The organism is Asanoa sp. NPDC049475, from assembly GCF_040676915.1.
GTDB lineage: Bacteria > Actinomycetota > Actinomycetes > Mycobacteriales > Micromonosporaceae > Asanoa.
Window position 1 is genome coordinate 72,859 of record NZ_JBFAPY010000015.1, and the last position, 20,086, is coordinate 92,944.

The following is a 20,086-nucleotide window of genomic DNA, read 5'->3' on the forward strand; positions in this document are numbered from 1 at the left end:
TGCGAATGATCCGCGCGACCGCCGTACCCCTGCTGCTCGTGGCTCTGTTGGCCTCGGCCTGTGGCGGCGAGCCGTCGCCTGCCGGAACCGCCGCGTCCCAGACGGAGGCCACGGCCGGCCCGGAGGCGACCACCACCGCGCCGCCGGGCAAGGGTGGCATCGGTCGTGGGCCGACCCCGAAGCCGCCGGCCAAGCCGGCCAGTTTCGGCAACCCGGGCGGCAAGGCGACGATCCCGGCCGAGGGTCGCGCGGAGAACACCAGCAAACCGACCCGCACGATCGGCACGGGTACGAAAGCCAGCTGCACCTCGGCCGCCGTCGTCAAGGCGGTGGCGGCCGGCGGCATCATCACGTTCGACTGCGGCCCCGACCCGGTGACCATCACGATGACGGCGACCGCGAAGATCAAGAACGCGAACGGCCCGAAGATCGTGCTCGACGGCGGCGGCAAGGTCACGCTGAGCGGTGGAGGCAAGCGCCGCATCCTCTACATGAACACGTGCGACGAGGCGCAGGGCTTCACGACCTCACACTGCCAGGACCAGGACCACCCGCGGCTGACCGTGCAGAACCTGACGTTCACCGGCGGCAACTCGACGGGCGAGACGGTGGAGGGCGGCGGCGGAGGTGCGATCTTCGTACGCGGAGGCCGGTTCAAGGCAGTCAACACGAAGTTCACGGACAACCGCTGCGACGCCTCCGGTCCCGACCTCGGCGGCGCGGCGATCCGGGTGCTGAGCCAGTTCGACGGCCAGCCGGTGTACGTCGTCGGCAGCACCTTCACCGGCGGTGTCTGCTCGAACGGCGCGGCGCTGTCGAGCATCGGCGTCTCCTGGGTCGTCCTGAACAGCGTGTTCACGAACAACAAGGCGATCGGCAGCGGCGCGAACCCGGCCCGCTCGGGCACGCCGGGCGGAGGCAGCGGCGGCGCCATCTACCTGGACGGCAACCTGTTCACGCTGCGCATCGCCGGTTCCAAGCTGCAGGGAAACACGGCCAAGGAGGGCGGCGGCGGCGTCTTCTTCGTGAGCAACGACCGCACGGGCACGATGCGGGTGGAGAACACGACCTGGTCCGGCAACCGCAGCGCGGGTTTCGAAACGAGCGGCTTCCCGGGCATCTTCTTCCTGGGCGCCCGACCGCCGACGGTCACCGGCCCGTCGCTGAAGCGATGAGGGTCCCGTTCGACGAGGCGGCCTACGAGCAACGGGTCCGCACGGGACCGTGCTTCGTCTGCGCGACGCTGCGCGAAGACCCGGACTACCGACACCACCTCGTGTACGAGGACGAAACCTGCGCGGCGTTCCTCAACCGCTATCCGCCGTTGGTGGGCTACACGCTCGTGGTGCCCCGCGCCCACGTGACGGACGTGACGGGCGACCGCGGGTTGTTCCGGCACGTCACGGACGTGGTGCACGACGTGGCGGAGGCCTTGAAGCGGGTGGTGCCGACGGAACGGATCTATCTGATGTCCCTGGGCTCACACCAGGGCAACGCCCACGTCCACTGGCACGTCGCACCCCTCCCGCCCGGGGTGCCGTACGCGGCGCAGCAGTTCGCGGCGCTCATGAACAGCGGCGGCGTCCTGCCGGTGACCGACGAGGACCAGGCAGCCCTGGCCGAGCGGCTGCGCGCCGCACTTGCCGCCATCCGGCCGGCGTAACCACCGCGGGCCGCCGCCACCTGCTGGGAGCGCCGCGCTGGCGGCATTCGTCGATCGGGCATAACCGCGTCGCGACCGTTCGCGAGGTCGAGGGTCGCCGGAGCAGCGGCGCAGTGGTCTGCGGCAGAGCCAGTCAGCAGCTAAGGTTTCTTCCAGCTGTTCTAGCTGGGCAGTGGACTTTAACCCACAGGGCCTCCGGGAGCGCAGCCCGCTGAACAGCCAAAACGACACATTGGATCATCCATCCTGGACCTGAGGCGCTCCTCAACGTCTCGTCTGTTCGTGTTCTGTCGATGTGTCTCGCGGTCAGCCCGGATCCACGCGAGTCCGGCTGGGTCCCCCGGACAAGGCGAGTTCGTGCCCCAACTTTGAACCGTGGGGAAGCACCGCCTCGGACCTACGCTGGGTGTGCATGTGGCGTCCAGCGCTCGGCGACGTCCACTCATGCCGATCGGCGGATGTCTATGCCTGCGCGCTCTCCGGCGGTTCGACGCGCTGCTGTACTGGATGGCGACGCTGGCCGTCGGGTAGATCGGCCTGCGGCTGGTCTGATCGAGATGACTCAACGGGACCGGTGCGTCGGTTGTTCGGTATCGCCTGGATGGGAACGGATGTCGGGCGGATCAGGGTGATGCCGTAGGCGACGATCCACACGACCCAGATTAGCCAGCCGACAAGGCCGAGGAGACCGACCGTACCGGGGTCGTCGATGGTCAGAGGGCTCAGCGCGGCCGAGCCGAGTTGGAGTGCGGCGGCCAGCAGGCCGATCCCGCTGTGCCAGCGGCGGATCAGGCCGGCGCGTCGGCCGCTGATGGACAGGCCGGTCATGGCCAGTGCCAGGAAGGTGCCGTTGAAGACGAACAGCGCGTTGTGTAGTGCCCAGAGCCCGGCGATCGTGCTGCTGTCCTGCGCCGTCGTTGATGCGAGCGCGAGCCGGGTGGCCATCACGCCGGTGAAGGTGATGTTCTGCATGATCACCCCGGCGAGCCCGACCAGGGACCAGGCTGTGCCTTGCTCGCGGTCGGAACGCCACAGCACGGCGACCGCGCCGGCGCCGAACACGGTGGCCAGCACCCAGGCGATCGGTGCGAGCGCTGACGCGAGACCGACGGTGTCCTGTTGGGTGGTGAAGAACTGGACAACGTCGTTGGTCTCCGCACCGGTGTGGGGCAGGCCGGCTGGTACCAGGAAGGTGTTGATGGAGACGATCAGGATGGCGAAGCCGAGTCCAGCGAGTCCCGCGATCCGTGAGAACGTCCAGGTGCTTCGTTCGACGCCGAGTTTACGCGACATATATTCAATATAGGGTGCGGAAAGCGAAGGGGGCAAGCCATGACCGCCGAAGCAGGCAGGCGCAGGTACGAGTCGCTGCGCCGGGCGGCGCAAGCGGCAGAGACCAGGGGTGAGATCGCCAGCACAGCTCGTCGGCTGTTCCTCTCCCGGGGGTGGGCGGCCACCACGGTGCGTGACGTGGCGCGGGAGGCCGGGGTCTCGGTGCCGACCGTCTACGCGGTGTACGGGAACAAGACCGGGCTGATCCAGGCCCTGGCCGACGCAGCAGACATCGCCGCAAATCCATCGCAGTCGCTCGCCGAACTGGAAGGGGCCGAGAACGATCCGGCGCGGCAACTCGCGGCGATGGCCGGCTACGACCGGCGGCTCTTCGAGCGTGCCGGTGACATCATCGCGCTCGTACGCGAGGCGGGCCGCACCGAGCCCGCACTGGCGAGCGCCTACCGCGACGGCCGTCAGCGTGGGGACGAGACCAGGATCCAGGTGTTCTCGTCGTGGCCGGGCGGCGTTCTCCGGCAAGGACTAGACATCCGGTCGGCCGTCGATATCTATGCGGCGATCTGCAACATCGACGTCTACACCACACTGACCGGCGAACGCGGCTGGCAACCCGATCAAGTCGAGCGCTGGTGGACCGAGGCACTTGCCCGCGAACTCCTGACCTGAAGTGTCATGAGGCGCCTCATGACGGGCCGTCCTGGTACGGAAGAAGAATCCGCGGCCCGTAGCATCTTCGGGCATGCCCGGCGTGGGTGGCACAAGGCCACCCCACCGAGTCCGATACGCCTATGCGCGGCCGATGACCTCGTCAGGAATCTGCGCCTCCTGCCACGCGCGTCGGAACTGGCTCACCGGTGGCACCTCGAGCCAAACTCCGTAAACGCTGACGAACGAGCAGGCCCGTCTGCTCAAACCCGTCGGCGGCCGAGGGGCCATCTGCGACCACGCCGAACCGACGGATCGCCGGCCGGCAAAGCCATGGTCGGCGAGACGCCGGCAAATTGCGGAACGCGATCGCGCCGCATCTGGAAGCTGGCTCCAAGGTGGGTCGGGGCGGTGTCGTGGTCGGCGGCCGCGCGGCTCGCGGACGCGGCGGCGCCGCGGCCATTGACCGGGAACAGAACAAGGCCATGGAGGCCTGGGCGAAGAAGGAAGGCGAGGACATCTCCGACGGGGGCCGGACCCCGCAGGAGATCGTCAATGAGTACCAGGCGAAGGCCCGCCGCTGACCCGGCGGGCGTGGCCTGGCACACAACAACCTTGCTCCACCCGGGAGCTGCTCGGGTGGAGGGCGCCGCCGAGACGCCCTGACCTGCGACCCGGCCGCGCGGGGCGCCGAAGCACAAACCGCTGATCAGCCTGAACGGTTTGGCGCCACTGGCCGTCTCGTGTGTTCGTGTTCTGTCGACGTATTGCCTATTCAGCGGCCGTTCCGATGCGTCCGGCTGGCTACTCGCACAAAGTCGCGCGGGCTTTCGGCATCGTCCAACGGCGCCAGCCGCGGTGCCGCGATGGCGCCCTGCTCGGGCCTTTGCCCTGCTGCCGATCGGGAGTCAGGTGCCCGGGAAATACACGTCGCAGACTTTCCAGCCCTGCTCGTCGACCAGTCCGAACTGCAGCGCGTCTGGGAACTCACGCCGCTGGCCTTGCGGATTCAGGGCGCTGATGCGCACCTTCAAAGAGGCGTCAGCTCCGAGAACGACCTCATCGCTGATCCGCCAGCGCGGCTGGGCGTCCGTGCGGCTAAGTTCTCGCTGCAGGCCCTCCCACTGTGCGTAGTAGCTGGTGCCAGACAGGAAGTTCGAGCGCTTCCGCTGGCAAAGATAGAGGTTGATCTCGGTGAAGTTGCCTGCCTTCGCCGCGATGAGAAGGCGGACCACCACCTGGGCAGGACTCGGCGAGGCAGGGGCAGACCGGTGCGGTGGTGGCGGCGACGGCTCGGCAAAGACCTGCCACGCCCATGCGAGCAGCGCAACGATCACTCCGGCGCCGGCGAATAGACGCCCCACTTGGCCCACGTATCGGCATGAGGGGCCAGCCGGGGGGCGGGCGGGTCGGGAGCGACCACTGTGGGCTGTTCCTCCGTGGTTTCCTCGCCGCCGTTTCCGCCAGCGGAAGCAGCACAGTCGTCAGGACCCGCGTTGGTCGCCGCCACCATTCGCCCCTCAGTCTGCCCACAGATGGCCCCAAGCATATGACGCTCTTACACTGCTCGATGGCTCGATCGGACTCAGCTTCGCCGAAGTGTTCGCGCACCTCTGCGACGCCGCTGACCATGGTCGGACTCTGGTCACCTGCCGCTACCTCCTACCGGGCAACGGCCTGGACCTGGTCGAGGTCAAGATCGCCCCGATGACGGCCAGCGAGCTGCGACGGATGTTCCTGCGCCTGCCCCAACTGCGCGACCTAACCCTCGACGAGCGAAAGGTGCTGATCAGAACCGTCGGCGGTCACCCGCGGGTGATCGAGTCGTCGACGCGCTCCTGCGCCACGGCAAGGGAAACCTCAGATCGATCACTGCCAAACTCGAGAAGCTCGCCGATGCCGATGGCGGCGTCGACCTCGCCGCGAGCCGCGACCTGCCCGCCGCTGTCGACACAGCCGTCCTGCTCGGAAGCCGCGACATCGTCCTGACCGAACTCCTGGACCTGTGGGACGAAAACCAACGCGAGCTTCTCCTACAGGCGGCGGTCTCCACCACCCCGATGACAATCGACGACCTCGCGGTCGCTAGGTACGGCACATCGCCGACTGAGGAACAGACCGCCGAGACGCGCAAGGACGTCGGCCAGCTCACTGCTCTCACCTTGACGACGACGGTGAACGACGGCCTGGTGATGGTGCATGCCTGGGTCGCACAGGCACTTCTCAGTCACCAAGGCGCGCAGCTCGCCGAACGTCACAACCGCGCCTTCGACCTGCGCTGGCACCGCCTCACCAGCGGCCCGTGGCGATTCGACGACCTCACCGACGCCTGCCTCGCGCTGGCCGCCAACGGACGTTACGACGACCTCGTCCAGGTTGCGCGCTCCGGAGCCGACGCAGCCATCGGCGAACTCGCCGCCGCGGCTCCTCGGCCAGATCGTCCCAGCCATCCCGACGACAGACCCCGACTACCTCGTCGTCGCAGCATTAGCCACGGACGTCTCCGGAACCTGACGGGCGTACGCGAGACCTCGGGCTGTGACCACCCACCACCTGGCAGATCGCAAGCCAAGCACCATGACTCTTCGGATTAGCATGGCGCGGCCGCTGTCGTCTTGTTCTCGCGACCGTTCGTCATGCCCGGCCGCTCGAACACCATAAAAACCCTTATGGTCGTTGCCAAGCGGCAAGCGCGAAGCGGTGGATCGCACGCTGCTAGCTGCTCACCAACGGCCGCACGGCCGTCTTCAACAGCACCCGAGCAGCTGTCCGCTCATGCCGAGAAGCGGATGCGGTACGGTCGCGCCGCGAGGTCAACTGAGTTGAGGGGTTGCGGCGATGGCGTGGTTAGGCCGTTCCCGACTTTTGACATCTGCGGCCGGACCGTTCGATCGGTGGTTGACGCCTCGCTTGGAGATGTCGTGGCGCGCCAGCATCGCTCCGATCGATAAGCCGATCGCGAAGCTTGGTGGGCAGCCGTTCTGGGTCGACGAGCCCTTCTGGCCGGCGTCGCGCGGCTCCGGGGAGCCGATGACGTTCATTGGGCAGTTTCCCTTGCCGGGATCAGGCATCGGGATGGCGTACCTGTTCCTCAGCGACGAGGATGGCACCTTTGAGTTGGAGGGTGGGGAGAACGCGTTGCTCGTCCAGCCGGGTGGGCGTGTGCCGCCGTTTGTGAGCGGCGAAACCAGACGCACGGGTCCGGCATTGTGGCGGCGAGGCACGGACTGGAACGAGCGGGTGCCAGTGGAACTGCATCTCGACCTGCGCGCCCCGGACGAGTCGACGGTGTCGGCGTTCGAGCGGCTAGTCGTCCACCGAGACGCAGCGCTCCGCGGAATGTCGGTGGAGGACGACAGCGATTTTCCGGACGTCGACTGCCGTAGCTACGTCGGTGGTGAACCGCTGTTCTGGCAGCCTTGGACGCCGGTGGAGATCGATGATTCGTGGCGGTTCTTCTTCCAGTTGGACGGCGCCGAGGGCTGGGGTGAGGACGCTTTCGCGCTCAACTTTGGCGGGGGTACCGGATACGCCTTCTTGAGCGAGGATCAGCGGGAGGGTCGGTTCTTCTGGGACTGCGTCTGACCGTCCGCTCTGCCGCAGTGCGCGCCCCGTCGACCGTCCTTCACCAGGTGCCAATTCGGTTGTGGCAATGAATCGGCGGGCGCCGCGCTACCGTGCCGGGTGTGGTTGAGGGTTTCGTGTTCGTCAGTGACGACCGGCCTGGCGCGATGGCGGATGCGAAGGTGGGCAGACGGATGAGAACCCCGTCCTTGGACCCGCCGTGGATCGTGGTGGATCACCAGCTTGACTCCGTCATCGTGACACGGTGGCCGGGCCGGCTGTTTCGCGTAGCAAGCGTTCCGCCCAGCAGCGAAGAGGAACGGCTCGCTGTGGCACGGGCCGCCGAAGGCCTGCATGCGCACGCGCGCTTCACCCGGGTCTTCGCCGTGGATGTCCTGGCCGAGCTCCCCACCGGGACGCTATTCGGCCCACACGGCGACGCTGTCGTCGAGATCCTGGAATGTGCCAGGATGCTCACCGAGCCCGTCGCCCGCAAGCTGGCCGCCGCCCGAGAGCCGGACGCTGATCAGGCATACAGCCGCGGCTGGCAGCGCTGGCTGAACAGGCAGCCCAACGGCGCGCCGTACGGGAACAGCGACAACAGCCACGTACTGGCAGTGCCCGGCGCTGGTCCAAACGGTTCTCCGGTCGGTCACGGCCTGACGGTGTTGTGGACGTGCGTGACCGATAGCGCCCGGCGGTATGCCGGCTCGGCGGCGTTCGCTGCGGATACGGAAGGCGACGAGATACTTCTGGATCCCTGGTCGACAGCTGCGTCCGCGCTGCTGGACGTAGCCATGGCTGTCGGCGCACCCGACTTGGTTGATTCCGCGGATGCGGCCCGGCTCACCGCCGGTTGGCGGGCCACGACCCGCTCATGAGGGTTCGGACGTGCTCGAACAACGTTCTGGGCAAACATCACACAGTTCATTGCTCCAGACGCTAGACGCCCTTTGCCGCGATCCGCGTGCGCCGCGACTGTGATACCAGCGCCTCGACTCCAAGGCCTACACCGACATAGACCGCCGCCAGGGCGGAAAGTATCGATAACCCGCGTCCATCCTGACGGGAGCGTCTCGCCACGTGCCCTGGCTTTGGGTCCGTATCCGTTAGTCTCCGGGGGCGCCGGCGATGACGACCGTTAGCTTGAGAGGTCCGTCCGCGCGGAGTCCACCCATGTTGTGAGCGTGCATGCGTTACGGACCCGCCAGCTGGCGACGGCTCCCCGCTCTGGGACCACTGCGCTCGCTGTGGTGATGACGCCCGGGATCGAAGTCGGGGCGTGTCAGCGACGGCGTAGTCCGGCGGCGCCTCATCCGCGAAGCGACCTAGCGGGCCGCAGTCGAGTCGCGGATGATCAGCTCGGTGGCCAGCTCCACGTGGTGCGAGTCCAGTTTCTCGCCGGCCGCCAGCCGCAGTGCGGTGCGCAGGGCGACGCCGCCCATCTCGCGTAACGGTTGCCGCACCGTGGTCAGCGGCGGCGAAGAGAAGCGGGCGACCTCGGTGTCGTCGAAGCCGACCACACTCAGGTCGTCGGGCACCCGCAGCCCGCGGATCCGGGCCGCCTCGATCACGCCCGCCGCGGTCTCGTCATTGCCGGCGAACACGGCGGTCGGCCGCTCGGGTAGGTCGAGCTGCGCGGCGCCGCCCGCGATCCCGTCCTCATAGCGGGGATCGCGCGTGCGCTGGTAGTCGTCGGGCACGGGCACGCCGGCCGCCTCGAGCGCCGCCCGGTAGCCGTGCATCCGGGCCTGGTCGCGGGCCGACCGGCTTGAGCCGCCGACGTAGCCGATCCGGCGGTGGCCGAGGGCGAGCAGGTGCTGTGCCGCGGCCATTCCGCCCGCGAAGTTGGTGGAGCCGACGCTGGCCACTCGCTCCCGCCGCAGGTTGAGCGGGTCGATGACGACCAGCGGCAGGTGCACGCGGGAAAGCGCGGCCAGGTCGGTGGAGGTGAGCTCGTCGCGAACCGCGATCACCGCCCGCCGGCCCGCGGCGGCCAGGTCGCGCGCCCAGCCACGGGGATGGCTGGCGTTGGCGCCGGCCACGGTGCGCGGCCGGGTGCTGATCGCCACCCCGATGCTGGTCTCGCCGCCGGCGTCGAGGACACCCTGGATGATCTCTGTGGAGTACGCGTTGAGGTCACCCTTGAAGACCAGCTCGATCCGCGCCGTGGCCGGGCTGCCCTTGACAGCGGGCGACCGCCGGCCGATGTAGTCGTGCTGCTCCAGCAGCGACTCCACCAGCGCACGGGTCTCGGGGCCGACATCGGAGCGTCCGTTGACCACTTTGGACACGGTGGTCACCGAGACGCCGGCTAACGTGGCGACGGTGGCCAGCGTCGCGCGGCCATCCTTGGGCGGCACGGACCTTCCTTCCGTCACGGACCAGCATCACCGGTGACCGGCGCCAGGTGCACCGGAGCTCCGAAGCGCCGCACACTCGGTCGGACCGACCACGACGATTGCCACCCCGAAGGCGAGGACAGCAGCGTGCCCGTTTACTGCACAACCGCTACGTCGAGGGTCACCGCGACCATGACAGCCACCATCGCACCCGCAGGCATCCGGGCTCTGTGATCACCTCGATCATCAGGACGTTATCGCGGTGCGACACCGGGGCGTGACCACTGGGCGGTGGGGCGGCCGTTGAGACGCCACGGGTGCCCTGTGACCCGCGGCCAGCCTTCGGGCGAGTTTTCCCAGTTCTCCTGCCGGCCGTACACCGTGAGGTCCAGGGCGTGGTAGCTGGTCATCAACGCCTCCACGCCACGCCCGGTGGTCCAGTAGGTCTCGTAGACCTCGTCGCCGTCGCGCAGGTAGCACGCGATGAACCCGAAGTCGCGACCGTCGGCCAGAGTCGGGTCGGAGTCTTTCGCCGAGTACCAGGGAAACGTGTAGCCCATGAAGTCCGCGAACGGGGCACTCTCGTCGTAGGAGCCCTGACAGAACACGGCGTAGGTGACGTCCCGAGCGTGCAGGTAGTCCAGCGTCTGCATGTGACAGGTCGAGAAGGTGCACCCCTCACACTGATGCTCGTACGGTTTGCCGTCGTGCCACATGTGGAAGTAGGCGATGAGCATCCGGCGGCCCTCGAACACCTCCACCAGCGGGGTGTCCCCGCCAGGGCCCCGCACCGTCACCGTCCGCATCAAGGTCATCGGCAGCTGACGACGAGCGGCTGCGATCGCGTCTCCTTCGCGGGTATGGGCCTTCTCCCGGGCCAGCAGTTCGTCGCGCTCACGCAGCCAGGTCTCCCGGTCGACGACGGGGGGCGCGGCGGCGCTGGACGCGGGGGTTGCCGTCATGGCTATCTCCTCGTGGAGTGGCGATCGGTCACAGGTACAGACGACCGAGTCGGCGATCGTCATCGGTGACCGATGACGAATGGGGTCCGCGGTCGTCAGTACGGTTGTGAGGACCACTGCGCCCCGGGGAGATCACATGTCCGAATCGCCTGACGAGCAGGCGGTCTGGCTGCAGCGGGCCTTCGACGAGCACCGGCGTGAGCTACACGTGCACTGCTACCGCCTCGCCGGGAACGTCACCGACGCCGACGACCTGGTGCAGGAGACGTTCCTGCGTGCGTGGCGGGCTCGCGACCGCTTCGAGGGCCGGGCGTCGGCGCGCACCTGGCTCTACCGGATCGCCACGAACGTCTTCCTCGACAGCCGCAAGGCGGCCGGCCGCCGGACCGTACCGTATGGCGACCCGCTGGAGTGGTCCACCGAGCTCGGTCCCTATCCCGACGCCCTGCTGGCCGACGATCCATCAACCGGTCTCGCCGCCCGGGAGACCGTCGAGCTGGCCGTGATCGCAGCGCTCATGTACCTGCCGCCACGACAGCGGGCGGCCTTCGTGCTGCGCGACGTCCACGGCTGGACGCCGCAGGAGATCGCCGCCGCGCTCGACACCGCCGTAGCGTCCGCCAACAGCCTCCTCCAGCGGGCACGCCACACCCTCCGGCGCCGCGCTCCGTCGGACCCGAAGGACTGGCGCCGCCCGCGGCTCACCAGCGAGGACGAGGAGATCCTGCGCCGCTACGCCAACGCGAAGGACTCGGAGACGATCCGGGCACTGCTCGCCGAGGACGTACGGATCACGATGCCGCCCGAGCCTCCGGTCGTCGGGATCGACGCGGTCGCGGAGTTCCTCGGCCGACCGCTCGACTGGCGCGTGTTCCCCACCTCGGCCAACGGGCGCCCGGCACTGATCAACTATCTCCGCCGGCCCGGCAGCCAGCACTACGAGGCGCTGGTCGTCGACGTACTCCGCATCGAGAACGGGAAGATCGTAGAGAGCAACGCCTTCGTCGGTGCCCGGCACGTCGCCGCCTTCAGCATGCCCGCCACACTCGAGCCGTAGACGATTAAGTCTCAAGCCAGGTGGCCGAGTCTGCACTGGTAGCGGGATCGCCGTGCTCGGACTCGCGATGTGCGACGCCAGGTAACGGCAGGGCAAGGACGAGGGGCGTTGCGGAATCGGCGAATATCGGCTTATGTTGCGCCCCGGCGTGAGGCCAGCGCCAGTTCCAGATCGCCGCTAGCCGAACATGATCACAGCCCACCGCTGGTCTGGTCTGAGTCCGCCGAAGCATAGACCAACTCGGGGTCTGGCCGGCCGACGGCGTGCCCGTACCTTGATGCCGTGATCAACATGCCTGTAAGGCGCAGTTGCCGGTCCGCCGCAGCCGTCGTCGCTGTCGCCGCTCTCCTGCTGGGCCTCCTGGCAGCGTGTGCGCGTTCCGAACCGGTCTCCGGTGAAGGACAAGCCGGCTCTCCCGACCATTCCGTGATCGTGCACTACCCATTGCCAGGCGATGGGCCTGGAGAGGTTGACGTGGTCGAAGCGATCCACGGGCTCGAGGACCGCTTGGAGAAGGCCATCACCGAGGCCGGCGTCGGCGAGTACGACGGAAACGAGATCGGCGGCGGCGAGGCCGTCCTCTTCGCCTACGGCCCTGACGCCACCAAGCTGTTTGCCGCCATGGAGCGCGAGTTGCGCGCCTTCCCGCCCAGACCGGCATACGCCATCCTTCGGTTCGGAGCGCCGGACGATCCCGCAGCGGTCGAAAAGCGGATGGATCTATGACTGACCGCAACCGATCTGTACGCGGAGGCAACCGGGGTGCGTGTCGGCGCGGTCCTGCACGTCGTGGACGTCGATCGGGAAGAGCCGGGCGGCTCGCGCTGCCGCGGTACGCCGAGGCTGCGGCCATGAGAGGGACATTGGCCGGGGCGCAATCTCCACAAGCCTCGAACCGTTATCCCAGGACGTCGTCATCGTTCGGCTACCCGACCACATCTGAGCGTCCACCCTTCCGACTCGCCTGCGGGGCTCAACGGCCGTACACGCTGCCGTCAGTCTCATGGGAGTCATACAGGCGGCAGGCGCTAAGCCGCAGCGTGGATAGCGTTAGCGTCGTGACAGGTCACCGCTACAGTCCCGAGGACATCACAGTCATCGATTTCGACGACGCGGTGCGCCGGCGGCCAGGTATGTACTTCGGGGCGAGCATGGCAGATCCCCGTCTGGCGACTTGCGTGCTTGGTGCGGTTGTGCGTGACGCCTTTCATCCTGCGACCAGGGTTGCGGCGAGCCACGTCCCAAGTGTGGTTGTTGAGATCACCGCGGACCTTGCGTTTTCGGTTGCCGATGACCAGGCCGAGACTCTCGCCGGCCGGGACCTGCCAAAGTTCGGGTACTTCGGATCGCTGCTGACGCCTGTGCGGTTGGCCAGTGCTGCGGCCGCAGCGGTGAGCACGGAGACCACCGTCGAGGTGTGGCGAGACGGCCGGGGCTTCCGGCAGCGGCTCCTCGGGTTACGGCCGGCCGAGGAGCCCGCGCCGTTCGCGGCTCCGGGTGGATCCGGCACCCGTGTGGCGTACCTGCTCGACCCCGCGTACTTCGGTTCAGCCCTGATCACGGCCATTACCGCAGGCCTCGACCTGCATGGCCCGCAGTGCACCGAACGCGCTGGTCCTGGCATGGTCCTCGTCCGAGACCTCCGAGATCCCGATCAACCGGCCGAACATCGACTTGCCTGACCCGAACAACATCCGACGGCTCCGGGCTCCGGGTCCTGCCCGGAATGGTGGGCAATCATCGATGATCGCCTGGCGACGCGGACTCTCATCGAGGGCAACACCGTCGCAGCCGTCCACGTCAAGCGAAAGCGTGGGCTCAGGTGTTGTCGAGCACGAACGTCCGCATGAGCTCCGCGCATTCGGCCGCGTGGGTTTCCAGCAGGAAGTGGCCGCTGTCGTAGAGGTGTGCGTCCATGCGGTTGAGTACGCGGTGGTAGGCGAGGACCTCGTCGACGTCGAAGAACGGGTCGTGTCGTCCCCAGAGCACGAGGGCCGGTGGCTGGTGGGTCCGGTGGTAGTCCGCGATCGTAGCGAAGCGGGCGACGTGGCTGGCGTAGTCGGTGAACAGCGCGAACTGCGCGTCGATGTTGCCTGGTCTGGTCATGCGCTCCCAGTCGAGGTGCCACGACTCAGGGGGCAGCAGGATGCGGACGTGTTCGGGCATGCCGGCGACGTACTGGTCGCGGGTGCCGGCGAAGTTCAACCAATCCGGCAGAGCCGCGCGCGTGTGGTCGGTGGGGTCGGCCCAGTATGCCTTCGCGGTGTCCCACTGCTTGCCGAGTCCGTCCTCGTGCGCGTTTCCACTCTGGACGACAAGGCCACGGATGCGATCCGGGGCGCGGGTGGCCAGGTGGTATCCCACCGGTGCGCCGAAGTCGTGCAGGTAGACGAAGAAGCGCTCGACCCCGAGCTGTTCCAGGAGGTGCTCGATCGTCCGTGCGAGGTTCTCGAAGGTGTAGTCGTACTCGTCGACGGTCGGTGACGAGGACATGCCGAAGCCGGGAAGATCAGGCGCGATCACGTACGCGACTTCGGCCAGCGTCGGTATGACCTTCTGGAACGTGTGCGACGAGCTCGGAAACCCATGGAGCAGCAGCACGGTCGGCTGGCCTGGGTTGCCGGCCTCACGGAAGAACACCTCCAAGCCCCCGACCTCGGTCTGTCGATGGCGGATCTTCCGGATCGCCTGCATCGCACTCCAATCCTGCGCGTCGGTTGAATGTCAGCTGTCGATGGCGTCCGCCATGCGGGTGACGGCGGCTTCTAGGATCTCCGCGCTCGTGCCGAAGTTCAGACGGACGTGGCCCCTGCCCTGGGCTCCGAAGCGCGGGCCGGGTTCGAGGGCGACCCGGCCCTTCTCGAAGAAAAGGTCGCGCGGGTCCGGGTCGATCGCGGAGCAGTCCAGCCAGGCCAGGAACGTCGCCTCCGGTGGCCGCCAGGAGACCGCGGGCAGGCGGTCCGCCAGCAGGTCGCCGAGCAAGGCTCGCCGCGCGTCGAGGGTGGCGAGCAGTTGGTTCAACCACGGAATGCCGTCCCGGTACGCGGCCACGCTGGCCAGCACCCCGAAATGGCCGACGCGCCACGGGGTGTCCGGTGGCAGCCGGTCCGTCAGCGCGGCCATCGTCGGTGACGCGGTCACCAGAGTCGCGCACTTGAGGCCCGCCAGGTTCCAGGCCTTGCTCGCCGACACCAGGCTCACCGCCACCTCGGCCGCACCCGGAAGGGTCAGGATCGGGGTGAACGTCGCGCCCGGCAGGACCAGCGGCGCGTGGATCTCGTCGCTGACGACCGGCACGTTGTACGCCGTCGCCAGGCGCACGACCTCGCCGAGCTCTTCGCGGCTGTGGACCCGGCCGACCGGGTTGTGCGGGTTGCAGAGCAGGAACGCGGCCGGGTGCAGGGCGAACGCGCGCTCCAGCCCGGCCAGGTCGAGCCGCCCCGACACCAAGGGCACCTCGTGCACGCGGCCGCCCGCCTCCGGCACCCAGCCGAAGAAGGGTGGATAGACCGGCGGGCAGATCACCACCGGGTCGCCCGGGCGCACCAGCACCCGCAGCAGTTCGACCACGCCGACACCGACGTCGGCCACCGCGGTCACCGCCGCCGGGTCGATCTCCCAGCCCCACCGGTCTCCCGCGAAGCCGGCCAGCGCCTCCGCCAGCGTGGGGAGCGGTGCCGGATAGCCCGTGTCCGACCGTTCGACCGCCGAGCGCAAGGCCGCGAGAACCGGCGGGGCGAGGTCGAAGTCCATCTCGGCCACCGGCAGCGGCAGCACGTCCGACGGGTGGAAGCGCCACTTCGCGCTGTGGCGCTGGCGCAGCGTCTCGAGCGGGGCGACCGGCAGCAGGTCCATGTCGCTCAGCCTGCCAGGAAGCGCTCGATCGCCTCTACGACCAGCGCATGGTCGTCGGCCTGGGGCAGGCCCGAGACCGTCACCGTGCCCACGACGCCCACGTCGGTGATTCGGATCGGGAACGAGCCGCCGTGCGGCGCGTACAACGTCGGCTCGATGCCCTCGTCCTGGCCCAGCGTGCGGCCCGCTGCCGCCAGTCGCCGGCCCACCAGGAACGACGCGGCGTTGAAGCGGTCGACGACGCGGATCTTGCGCTCGATCCAGCGGTCGTTGTCCGGCGCGGTGCCCGGCAGCGCCGCGTGGAAGAGCTGGTGCCCGTGCCGCCGGATGTCGACCGTGATCGGCAGGCTCCGCTCGCGTCCCAACGACACGATCAAGGAGCCGAGCCGCCACGCGTCGTCGTTGTCGAAGCGGGCGAACACCAGCCGCCGCTCCTGCTCCTCGAGCTCGGCGATGAGGTCGTCCAGCGCGGTCATGATCTCTCCTTGCGTCTGGTGCGGGTCGAGATCACCGTACTAGCGTCATTCGCGAACGCCGTCCGCGTCGACGACCTCGGCGGCACCGGTGAGACCCGGGCCGCTCAGCGGTAGCGGGCCGCCAGGTCGACGGTTCGCTGGGCGGCCGCGACCATAGCGCGGTCGGCGAACCGGCCGTCCGGCAGCACGACCGTTCCCGAGTCCCGCCGCGCGGCCGCCGCCACCGCCGACAACAGCTCCGCCGCCCGGTCGACCTCGGCGTTCGACGGCCGGAAGGCGGCGACGATCACCGGCAGCTGGCGCGGATGGATCGCCGACCGGCCGAGGAAGCCGAGCCGTCGTCCGAGCGCGCAGGACGCGGCCAGCCCGTCGACGTCGGCGAGGTCGGCGAAGACCGACATCGCCGGCGGTGGCAGGCCGGCCGCGCGGGCCGCCACCACCACGCGGCCGCGCGCCCAGAGCAGTCCGTCGTCGTCGCTCACGCCCAGGTCCGACCGCAGGTCGGCCTCGCCGAGGCCGAGCGACGCGACCGCCGGGTGGGCGGACGCGATCGCGAAGGCGTGCTCCAACCCGACCGCCGACTCGACCAGCGGATGCAGCGGCACGTCGACAAGGTTCGTCACTGCCGTCACGGCGGTCGGCGACTCCACCTTGGGCAGCCGCAGCCCGTCCAGCCCCGGAAGACCGGCCACCGCAGCCACGTCGAGGTCGACGTCCTCGCTCACCCGGACCTGCACCGGCACCGGGTGCGGCGACGCGAGGAACTCCGCGACCGCCGACCGGCCGTACGCCTTGCGGCCAGGAACGACCGCGTCCTCCAGGTCCAGGATCACCGCGTCCGCGCCCGACGCCACCGCCTTGGCGAACCGGTCCGGCCGGTCACCCGGCACGTAGAGCCAGGTCAGCAACATCAGATCACCCCACGCGCCCGCAACGCGGCCAGCTCGTCGGCGGTATAGCCGAGTGCGCCCAGCACCGCGTCCGTGTCCTGGCCGTGCCGCCGACCGGCGTGCCGGATCTCCCCCGGCGTCTCCGACAGTCGGAAGGGCACGTTCTGCATGCGGACCGAGCCCAGCTCCTCGTCCGGCACCGCGAGCACCGTCCCCAGGGCGTCGTACTGCGGATCGGCCAGGACGTCCCGCACGTCGTAGACGGGCGCCACCGCGGCCTGCGCCTCCTCGAACGCCGCGACCACCTCGTCGCGGTTACGCTGCGCCACCCAGGACCCGACCGCGGCGTCGAGCTCGTCGGCGTGCGCGGCCCGCCCGCTGCCGGTCGCGAACCACGGCTCGGAGACGAGCTCCGGCCGCCCGACCAGCGCCATCACGCGCTCGGCGATGCTCTGCGCACTCGTCGAGACCGCGACCCAACGACCGTCAGCGCACCGGTACGTGTTGCGCGGCGCGTTGTTGTTCGACCGGTTGCCGAGCCGGGGCTGCACGTAGCCGAGCTGGTCGTACCACGTGATCTGCGGTCCGAGCATCGCCATGATCGGCTCGATGATGGCCAGGTCGACCACCTGCCCGGTGCCGTTGACGTCGCGGGAGCGCAGGGCCAGCATCACCGCGTACGCCGTGGCCAGCGCGGCGATCGAGTCGGCCAACCCGAACGGCGGCAGCGTCGGCGGGCCGTCCGGCTCCCCGGTGGCGGCGGCGAAGCCGCTCATCGCCTCCGCGAGCGTGCCGAAGCCGGGCCGGCGCGCGTAGGGCCCGACCTGCCCGAACCCGCTGACCCGGGCAACCACGAGCCGCGGGTTGAGGGCGTGCAGCTCGGCCGGCCCGAGGCCCCACCGCTCCAGCGTGCCGGGGCGGAAGTTCTCCACGAGCACGTCCGCGTCGGCCAGCAACCGCCGCAGCACCGCCGCGCCGTCCGGGTCGGAGAGGTTGGCGGTGACCGTGCGCTTGTTGCGGCCCAGCACCTTCCACCACAGCCCGATGCCGTCCTTGGCGGGGCCGTGGCCACGGGCGGGGTCCGGCTTCGCCGGATGCTCGACCTTGACCACGTCGGCACCGAAGTCGCCGAGGAACGCCGCCGCGAGCGGCCCGGCGAACAGCGTCGCCAGGTCGACGACCTTCACTCCGTGCAAGGGCGCGCTCGTCATGGCGTCCCCTTCGCGGGATCGACGGCCGCGAGGAAGACGTCGCCGTTGCCCAGCGCCCCGCCGCCGACAGGTGACCCCGCGGTCAGCCCGGTGACCAGCAGCCGACCGTCGGCGGCCCGGGTCGCGTAGACGTTCTCCTCGCCGAACGCGTCGGCGGCGTCGTCGCGGGCCGTGCCGTACTGGGCCACGCCCGCCTGCCGCCCCCGCGCGTCCAGCCGCAGGGTCAGCACGTCCGCGCCGCCGACCGGCAGCCCGAGCGTGCTGCTGGTGAAGCCGACGACCGCGACACCGCCGTCGGACAGCGGCACCACGTCCGCGCCCGCGTCCTGACCGCGGCCGCCCACCACCGTGCGCCACTTCTGCTTGCCGGCCTTGGTGTACGCGACGGTCAGCACGTCGCCGTCGGTGGAGCCGGTGGCCACCGCCGTGCCGTTCGCGGCGATCGCGACACCGCCGAGCAGGTCGTCGCCGGTGCCGCCGACGGCGGTCACCCAGTCGCGCGCACCGTCCGGCGTGAACCGGGCGAGCCAGCCGTCCGTGCCGCCGAGCGCCGTCGTGCCGGCCAGCGCCGCCGACGTGCTGCCGGCGACGTAGACGCCCTGGGCGTCGGCCGCCACCGCGTACGCCTTGTCCTCGCCCGGCCCGCCGAACTGCTGACTCCAGACGACCTTTCCGGCGGCGTCGAGGCGCGCCAGCACCGCGTCCTTGTCGCCGGCCGCCGAGCCGCCCGAGAACGAGCCGCTGGTGTAGCCGGCCACGTAGGCGCCGCCGTCCGGAGCCGCGGCCAGCCCGTAGAACCGGTCCGCCTTGGCCGGGTCGCCGACCTGCGTGAGCCAGGAGCGCTGGCCAGCGGCACTGAGCCGCGTCACGAAGCCGTCGTCCGCCGGGCTGCCCGCATGCGCGCCGTCCAGGTCGCCGCGCGTGTAGCCGGCCGCGAGCACACCGCCGTCGGCCGTCGGCACCACTCCGTAGAGGCGGTCGTTGGCCGGTGTGCCGAACTGGGTGGTCCAGCCGCCGACCCGGCTCACGACCGCGTCCAGCCCGCCGGCGTACGGCTGCCCGGCCACCGGACCGGACGCCGCGTACCCGACGGTCGTGGTGCCGTCGGGGTGGGCCGCGACGCCGCCCGCCCAGTCGGCGCCCGCGGTGCCGAGCACCGGTCCGGGCAGCCCGACCGGTGGGGTCGCGCTGAGGGTGGGGGCGAGGTGCTGGAGACCGTCCACGAAGGCCGGTCGCCAGACGTCCCAGTCGTGCCCACCGTCGACGACGCGGAACTCGGCGGCCACACCGTCGGCGCGCCGCACGGCGTTGTAGAGCGTCGCGGCCTCGTAGTCGAGGTCGTGTGCCGCGTCGGCCGGGTCCGGGTTGGCCCACTCGTCGTCGCCGACCGCGATGTACATCCGCACCGGTGTGTCCGCGTCCCGTCCGGACAGCAGGGCCGGGTAGTTGAGCCGCTGGTAGACCTCGTCGGAGAAGCGCTGGTCACCGTCGCCGAAGGCGCCGAACTCGCGCGCCGACGAGTCCGCCGGCGGCAGCGGCTTGTAGACGGCCGGGCTGAGCACCAGCGCGTTGGCGAACAGGTCGGAGTGTGCGAGGGCGAACCGCAGCGCACCCGCGCCGCCCATCGAGTAGCCACCGATCAGTCGCGCGCCCCGGTGGGCCGCGGTGCGGTACGTGGCGTCGACGTGCGCGACCAGGTCCTTGGTGAACGCGGTCTCCACCGGCCGGCCCGGGTCGTCGGCGCCGGTGTAGGCCGAGTCCACGTAGTAGTTGCCGCGGTCGCTCCAGGGCGCGTCCGGCAGCACCGCGATGACCGGCGGAACCTCGCCGTCGGCGATCAGCTTGTCCAGGTCGTCCTTCACGCGGGTCCAGGCCTGCATGGTGTCGCCGCGCCCGTGCAGCAGATAGAGCACCGGGTAGCGGGTGGCCGCCGCGGCGTCGTAGCCGTAGGGCAGGTAGACGGTGTAGTCGATGCTCCCGCCCAGCGCGGGCGACGGCGCGACGGCGGTGCTCAGGGTGCCGGCACGGAGCCGTTCCGCCCCGGCCGGGCCGGGCAGCGCGCCGGCCAGGCCGAGCGCGAGGAGGATGACGGCCACGCCGCCGACGATCCGCCAGGGTCTGCTCATCG

General features: G+C 69.7%; 20 protein-coding genes and 1 pseudogene. 10 read left to right on the top strand and 11 right to left on the bottom strand.

Going from position 1 to position 20,086, the window contains the following annotated elements:
- The first annotated feature begins 5 nt into the window (after positions 1-5).
- Positions 6-1,175 carry a hypothetical protein gene (locus AB0J88_RS38830; RefSeq protein WP_364360728.1) on the top strand — a complete coding sequence of 390 codons (1,170 nt, stop codon included), beginning with the start codon at positions 6-8 and terminating at the stop codon, positions 1,173-1,175.
- Entirely contained in the window at positions 1,172-1,663 is a 492-nt protein-coding gene (locus AB0J88_RS38835; RefSeq protein ID WP_364360622.1) for an HIT family protein, read from the top strand. The genes AB0J88_RS38830 and AB0J88_RS38835 overlap by 4 nt, the downstream gene beginning before the upstream one ends.
- 462 nt (positions 1,664-2,125) lie before the next feature.
- Here AB0J88_RS38835 and AB0J88_RS38840 read toward each other — a convergent pair whose 3' ends face one another.
- Complete coding sequence (locus AB0J88_RS38840) at positions 2,126-2,992, bottom strand: hypothetical protein (protein ID WP_364360620.1); 867 nt, start codon at positions 2,990-2,992, stop codon at positions 2,126-2,128.
- Between the two features lie 3 nt (positions 2,993-2,995).
- On the opposite strand from AB0J88_RS38840, the gene AB0J88_RS38845 reads away from it, so the two are divergent.
- The gene (locus AB0J88_RS38845; protein WP_364360618.1) at positions 2,996-3,622 is read left to right on the top strand and encodes a helix-turn-helix domain-containing protein; all 627 of its coding nucleotides are present in this window, start codon (positions 2,996-2,998) and stop codon (positions 3,620-3,622) included.
- Between the two features lie 323 nt (positions 3,623-3,945).
- A pseudogene (locus AB0J88_RS38850) lies at positions 3,946-4,185 on the top strand (histone-like nucleoid-structuring protein Lsr2); the annotation flags it as partial.
- A gap of 324 nt (positions 4,186-4,509) precedes the next feature.
- On the opposite strand, the gene AB0J88_RS38855 reads toward AB0J88_RS38850, so the two are convergent.
- Complete coding sequence (locus AB0J88_RS38855; protein WP_364360616.1) at positions 4,510-4,965, bottom strand: hypothetical protein; 456 nt, start codon at positions 4,963-4,965, stop codon at positions 4,510-4,512.
- Between the two features lie 441 nt (positions 4,966-5,406).
- On the bottom strand, positions 5,407-5,622 hold the full coding sequence (locus AB0J88_RS38860) for a hypothetical protein (RefSeq protein ID WP_364360614.1): 216 nt from the start codon (positions 5,620-5,622) through the stop codon (positions 5,407-5,409).
- 39 nt (positions 5,623-5,661) lie between these two features.
- On the opposite strand from AB0J88_RS38860, the gene AB0J88_RS38865 reads away from it, so the two are divergent.
- From AB0J88_RS38865 to AB0J88_RS38875, 3 genes are all read left to right on the top strand, one after another.
- Positions 5,662-6,195: a hypothetical protein gene (locus tag AB0J88_RS38865; protein WP_364360612.1), complete on the top strand. Its 534-nt coding sequence runs from the start codon at positions 5,662-5,664 to the stop codon at positions 6,193-6,195.
- 322 nt (positions 6,196-6,517) lie between these two features.
- Positions 6,518-7,186, top strand: coding sequence for a hypothetical protein (locus tag AB0J88_RS38870; protein ID WP_364360726.1), 669 nt, complete (start codon positions 6,518-6,520; stop codon positions 7,184-7,186).
- A gap of 101 nt (positions 7,187-7,287) precedes the next feature.
- Positions 7,288-8,046, top strand: a complete 759-nt coding sequence (locus AB0J88_RS38875; RefSeq protein WP_364360610.1) for a hypothetical protein — start codon at positions 7,288-7,290, stop codon at positions 8,044-8,046.
- 447 nt (positions 8,047-8,493) lie between these two features.
- On the opposite strand, the gene AB0J88_RS38880 is transcribed toward AB0J88_RS38875, so the two are convergent.
- Positions 8,494-9,528 (bottom strand): substrate-binding domain-containing protein, encoded by a 1,035-nt coding sequence (locus AB0J88_RS38880; protein WP_364360608.1) that lies wholly within the window; start codon positions 9,526-9,528, stop codon positions 8,494-8,496.
- Positions 9,529-9,761: 233 nt separating this feature from the next.
- Positions 9,762-10,469 (bottom strand): DUF899 family protein, encoded by a 708-nt coding sequence (locus tag AB0J88_RS38885; RefSeq protein WP_364360606.1) that lies wholly within the window; start codon positions 10,467-10,469, stop codon positions 9,762-9,764.
- 136 nt (positions 10,470-10,605) lie between these two features.
- Between AB0J88_RS38885 and AB0J88_RS38890 the strand changes: the two genes are divergently transcribed.
- From AB0J88_RS38890 to AB0J88_RS38900, 3 genes are all read left to right on the top strand, one after another.
- Complete coding sequence (locus tag AB0J88_RS38890) at positions 10,606-11,526, top strand: RNA polymerase subunit sigma-70 (RefSeq protein ID WP_364360604.1); 921 nt, start codon at positions 10,606-10,608, stop codon at positions 11,524-11,526.
- A gap of 474 nt (positions 11,527-12,000) precedes the next feature.
- Entirely contained in the window at positions 12,001-12,252 is a 252-nt protein-coding gene (locus AB0J88_RS38895) for a hypothetical protein (RefSeq protein ID WP_364360602.1), read from the top strand.
- Between the two features lie 332 nt (positions 12,253-12,584).
- Positions 12,585-13,208: a hypothetical protein gene (locus tag AB0J88_RS38900; RefSeq protein WP_364360600.1), complete on the top strand. Its 624-nt coding sequence runs from the start codon at positions 12,585-12,587 to the stop codon at positions 13,206-13,208.
- Between the two features lie 136 nt (positions 13,209-13,344).
- On the opposite strand, the gene AB0J88_RS38905 is transcribed toward AB0J88_RS38900, so the two are convergent.
- The 6 genes from AB0J88_RS38905 to AB0J88_RS38930 all read right to left on the bottom strand — a co-directional run bounded on the left by AB0J88_RS38905 (position 13,345) and on the right by AB0J88_RS38930 (position 20,084).
- Entirely contained in the window at positions 13,345-14,220 is an 876-nt protein-coding gene (locus AB0J88_RS38905) for an alpha/beta hydrolase (protein ID WP_364360598.1), read from the bottom strand.
- Between the two features lie 30 nt (positions 14,221-14,250).
- Positions 14,251-15,381 carry an aminotransferase class I/II-fold pyridoxal phosphate-dependent enzyme gene (locus AB0J88_RS38910; protein ID WP_364360596.1) on the bottom strand — a complete coding sequence of 377 codons (1,131 nt, stop codon included), beginning with the start codon at positions 15,379-15,381 and terminating at the stop codon, positions 14,251-14,253.
- A 5-nt stretch (positions 15,382-15,386) separates the two neighbouring features.
- Positions 15,387-15,857 carry a heme-degrading domain-containing protein gene (locus AB0J88_RS38915; RefSeq protein WP_364360594.1) on the bottom strand — a complete coding sequence of 157 codons (471 nt, stop codon included), beginning with the start codon at positions 15,855-15,857 and terminating at the stop codon, positions 15,387-15,389.
- A gap of 104 nt (positions 15,858-15,961) precedes the next feature.
- Entirely contained in the window at positions 15,962-16,768 is an 807-nt protein-coding gene (locus AB0J88_RS38920; protein WP_364360592.1) for a CoA ester lyase, read from the bottom strand.
- Positions 16,768-17,958, bottom strand: coding sequence for a CoA transferase (locus tag AB0J88_RS38925; RefSeq protein ID WP_364360590.1), 1,191 nt, complete (start codon positions 17,956-17,958; stop codon positions 16,768-16,770). Before AB0J88_RS38925 ends, AB0J88_RS38920 begins: the two co-directional genes overlap by 1 nt.
- On the bottom strand, positions 17,955-20,084 hold the full coding sequence (locus tag AB0J88_RS38930) for an alpha/beta hydrolase-fold protein (protein ID WP_364360588.1): 2,130 nt from the start codon (positions 20,082-20,084) through the stop codon (positions 17,955-17,957). Before AB0J88_RS38930 ends, AB0J88_RS38925 begins: the two co-directional genes overlap by 4 nt.
- Between the last annotated feature and the right edge of the window lie 2 nt (positions 20,085-20,086).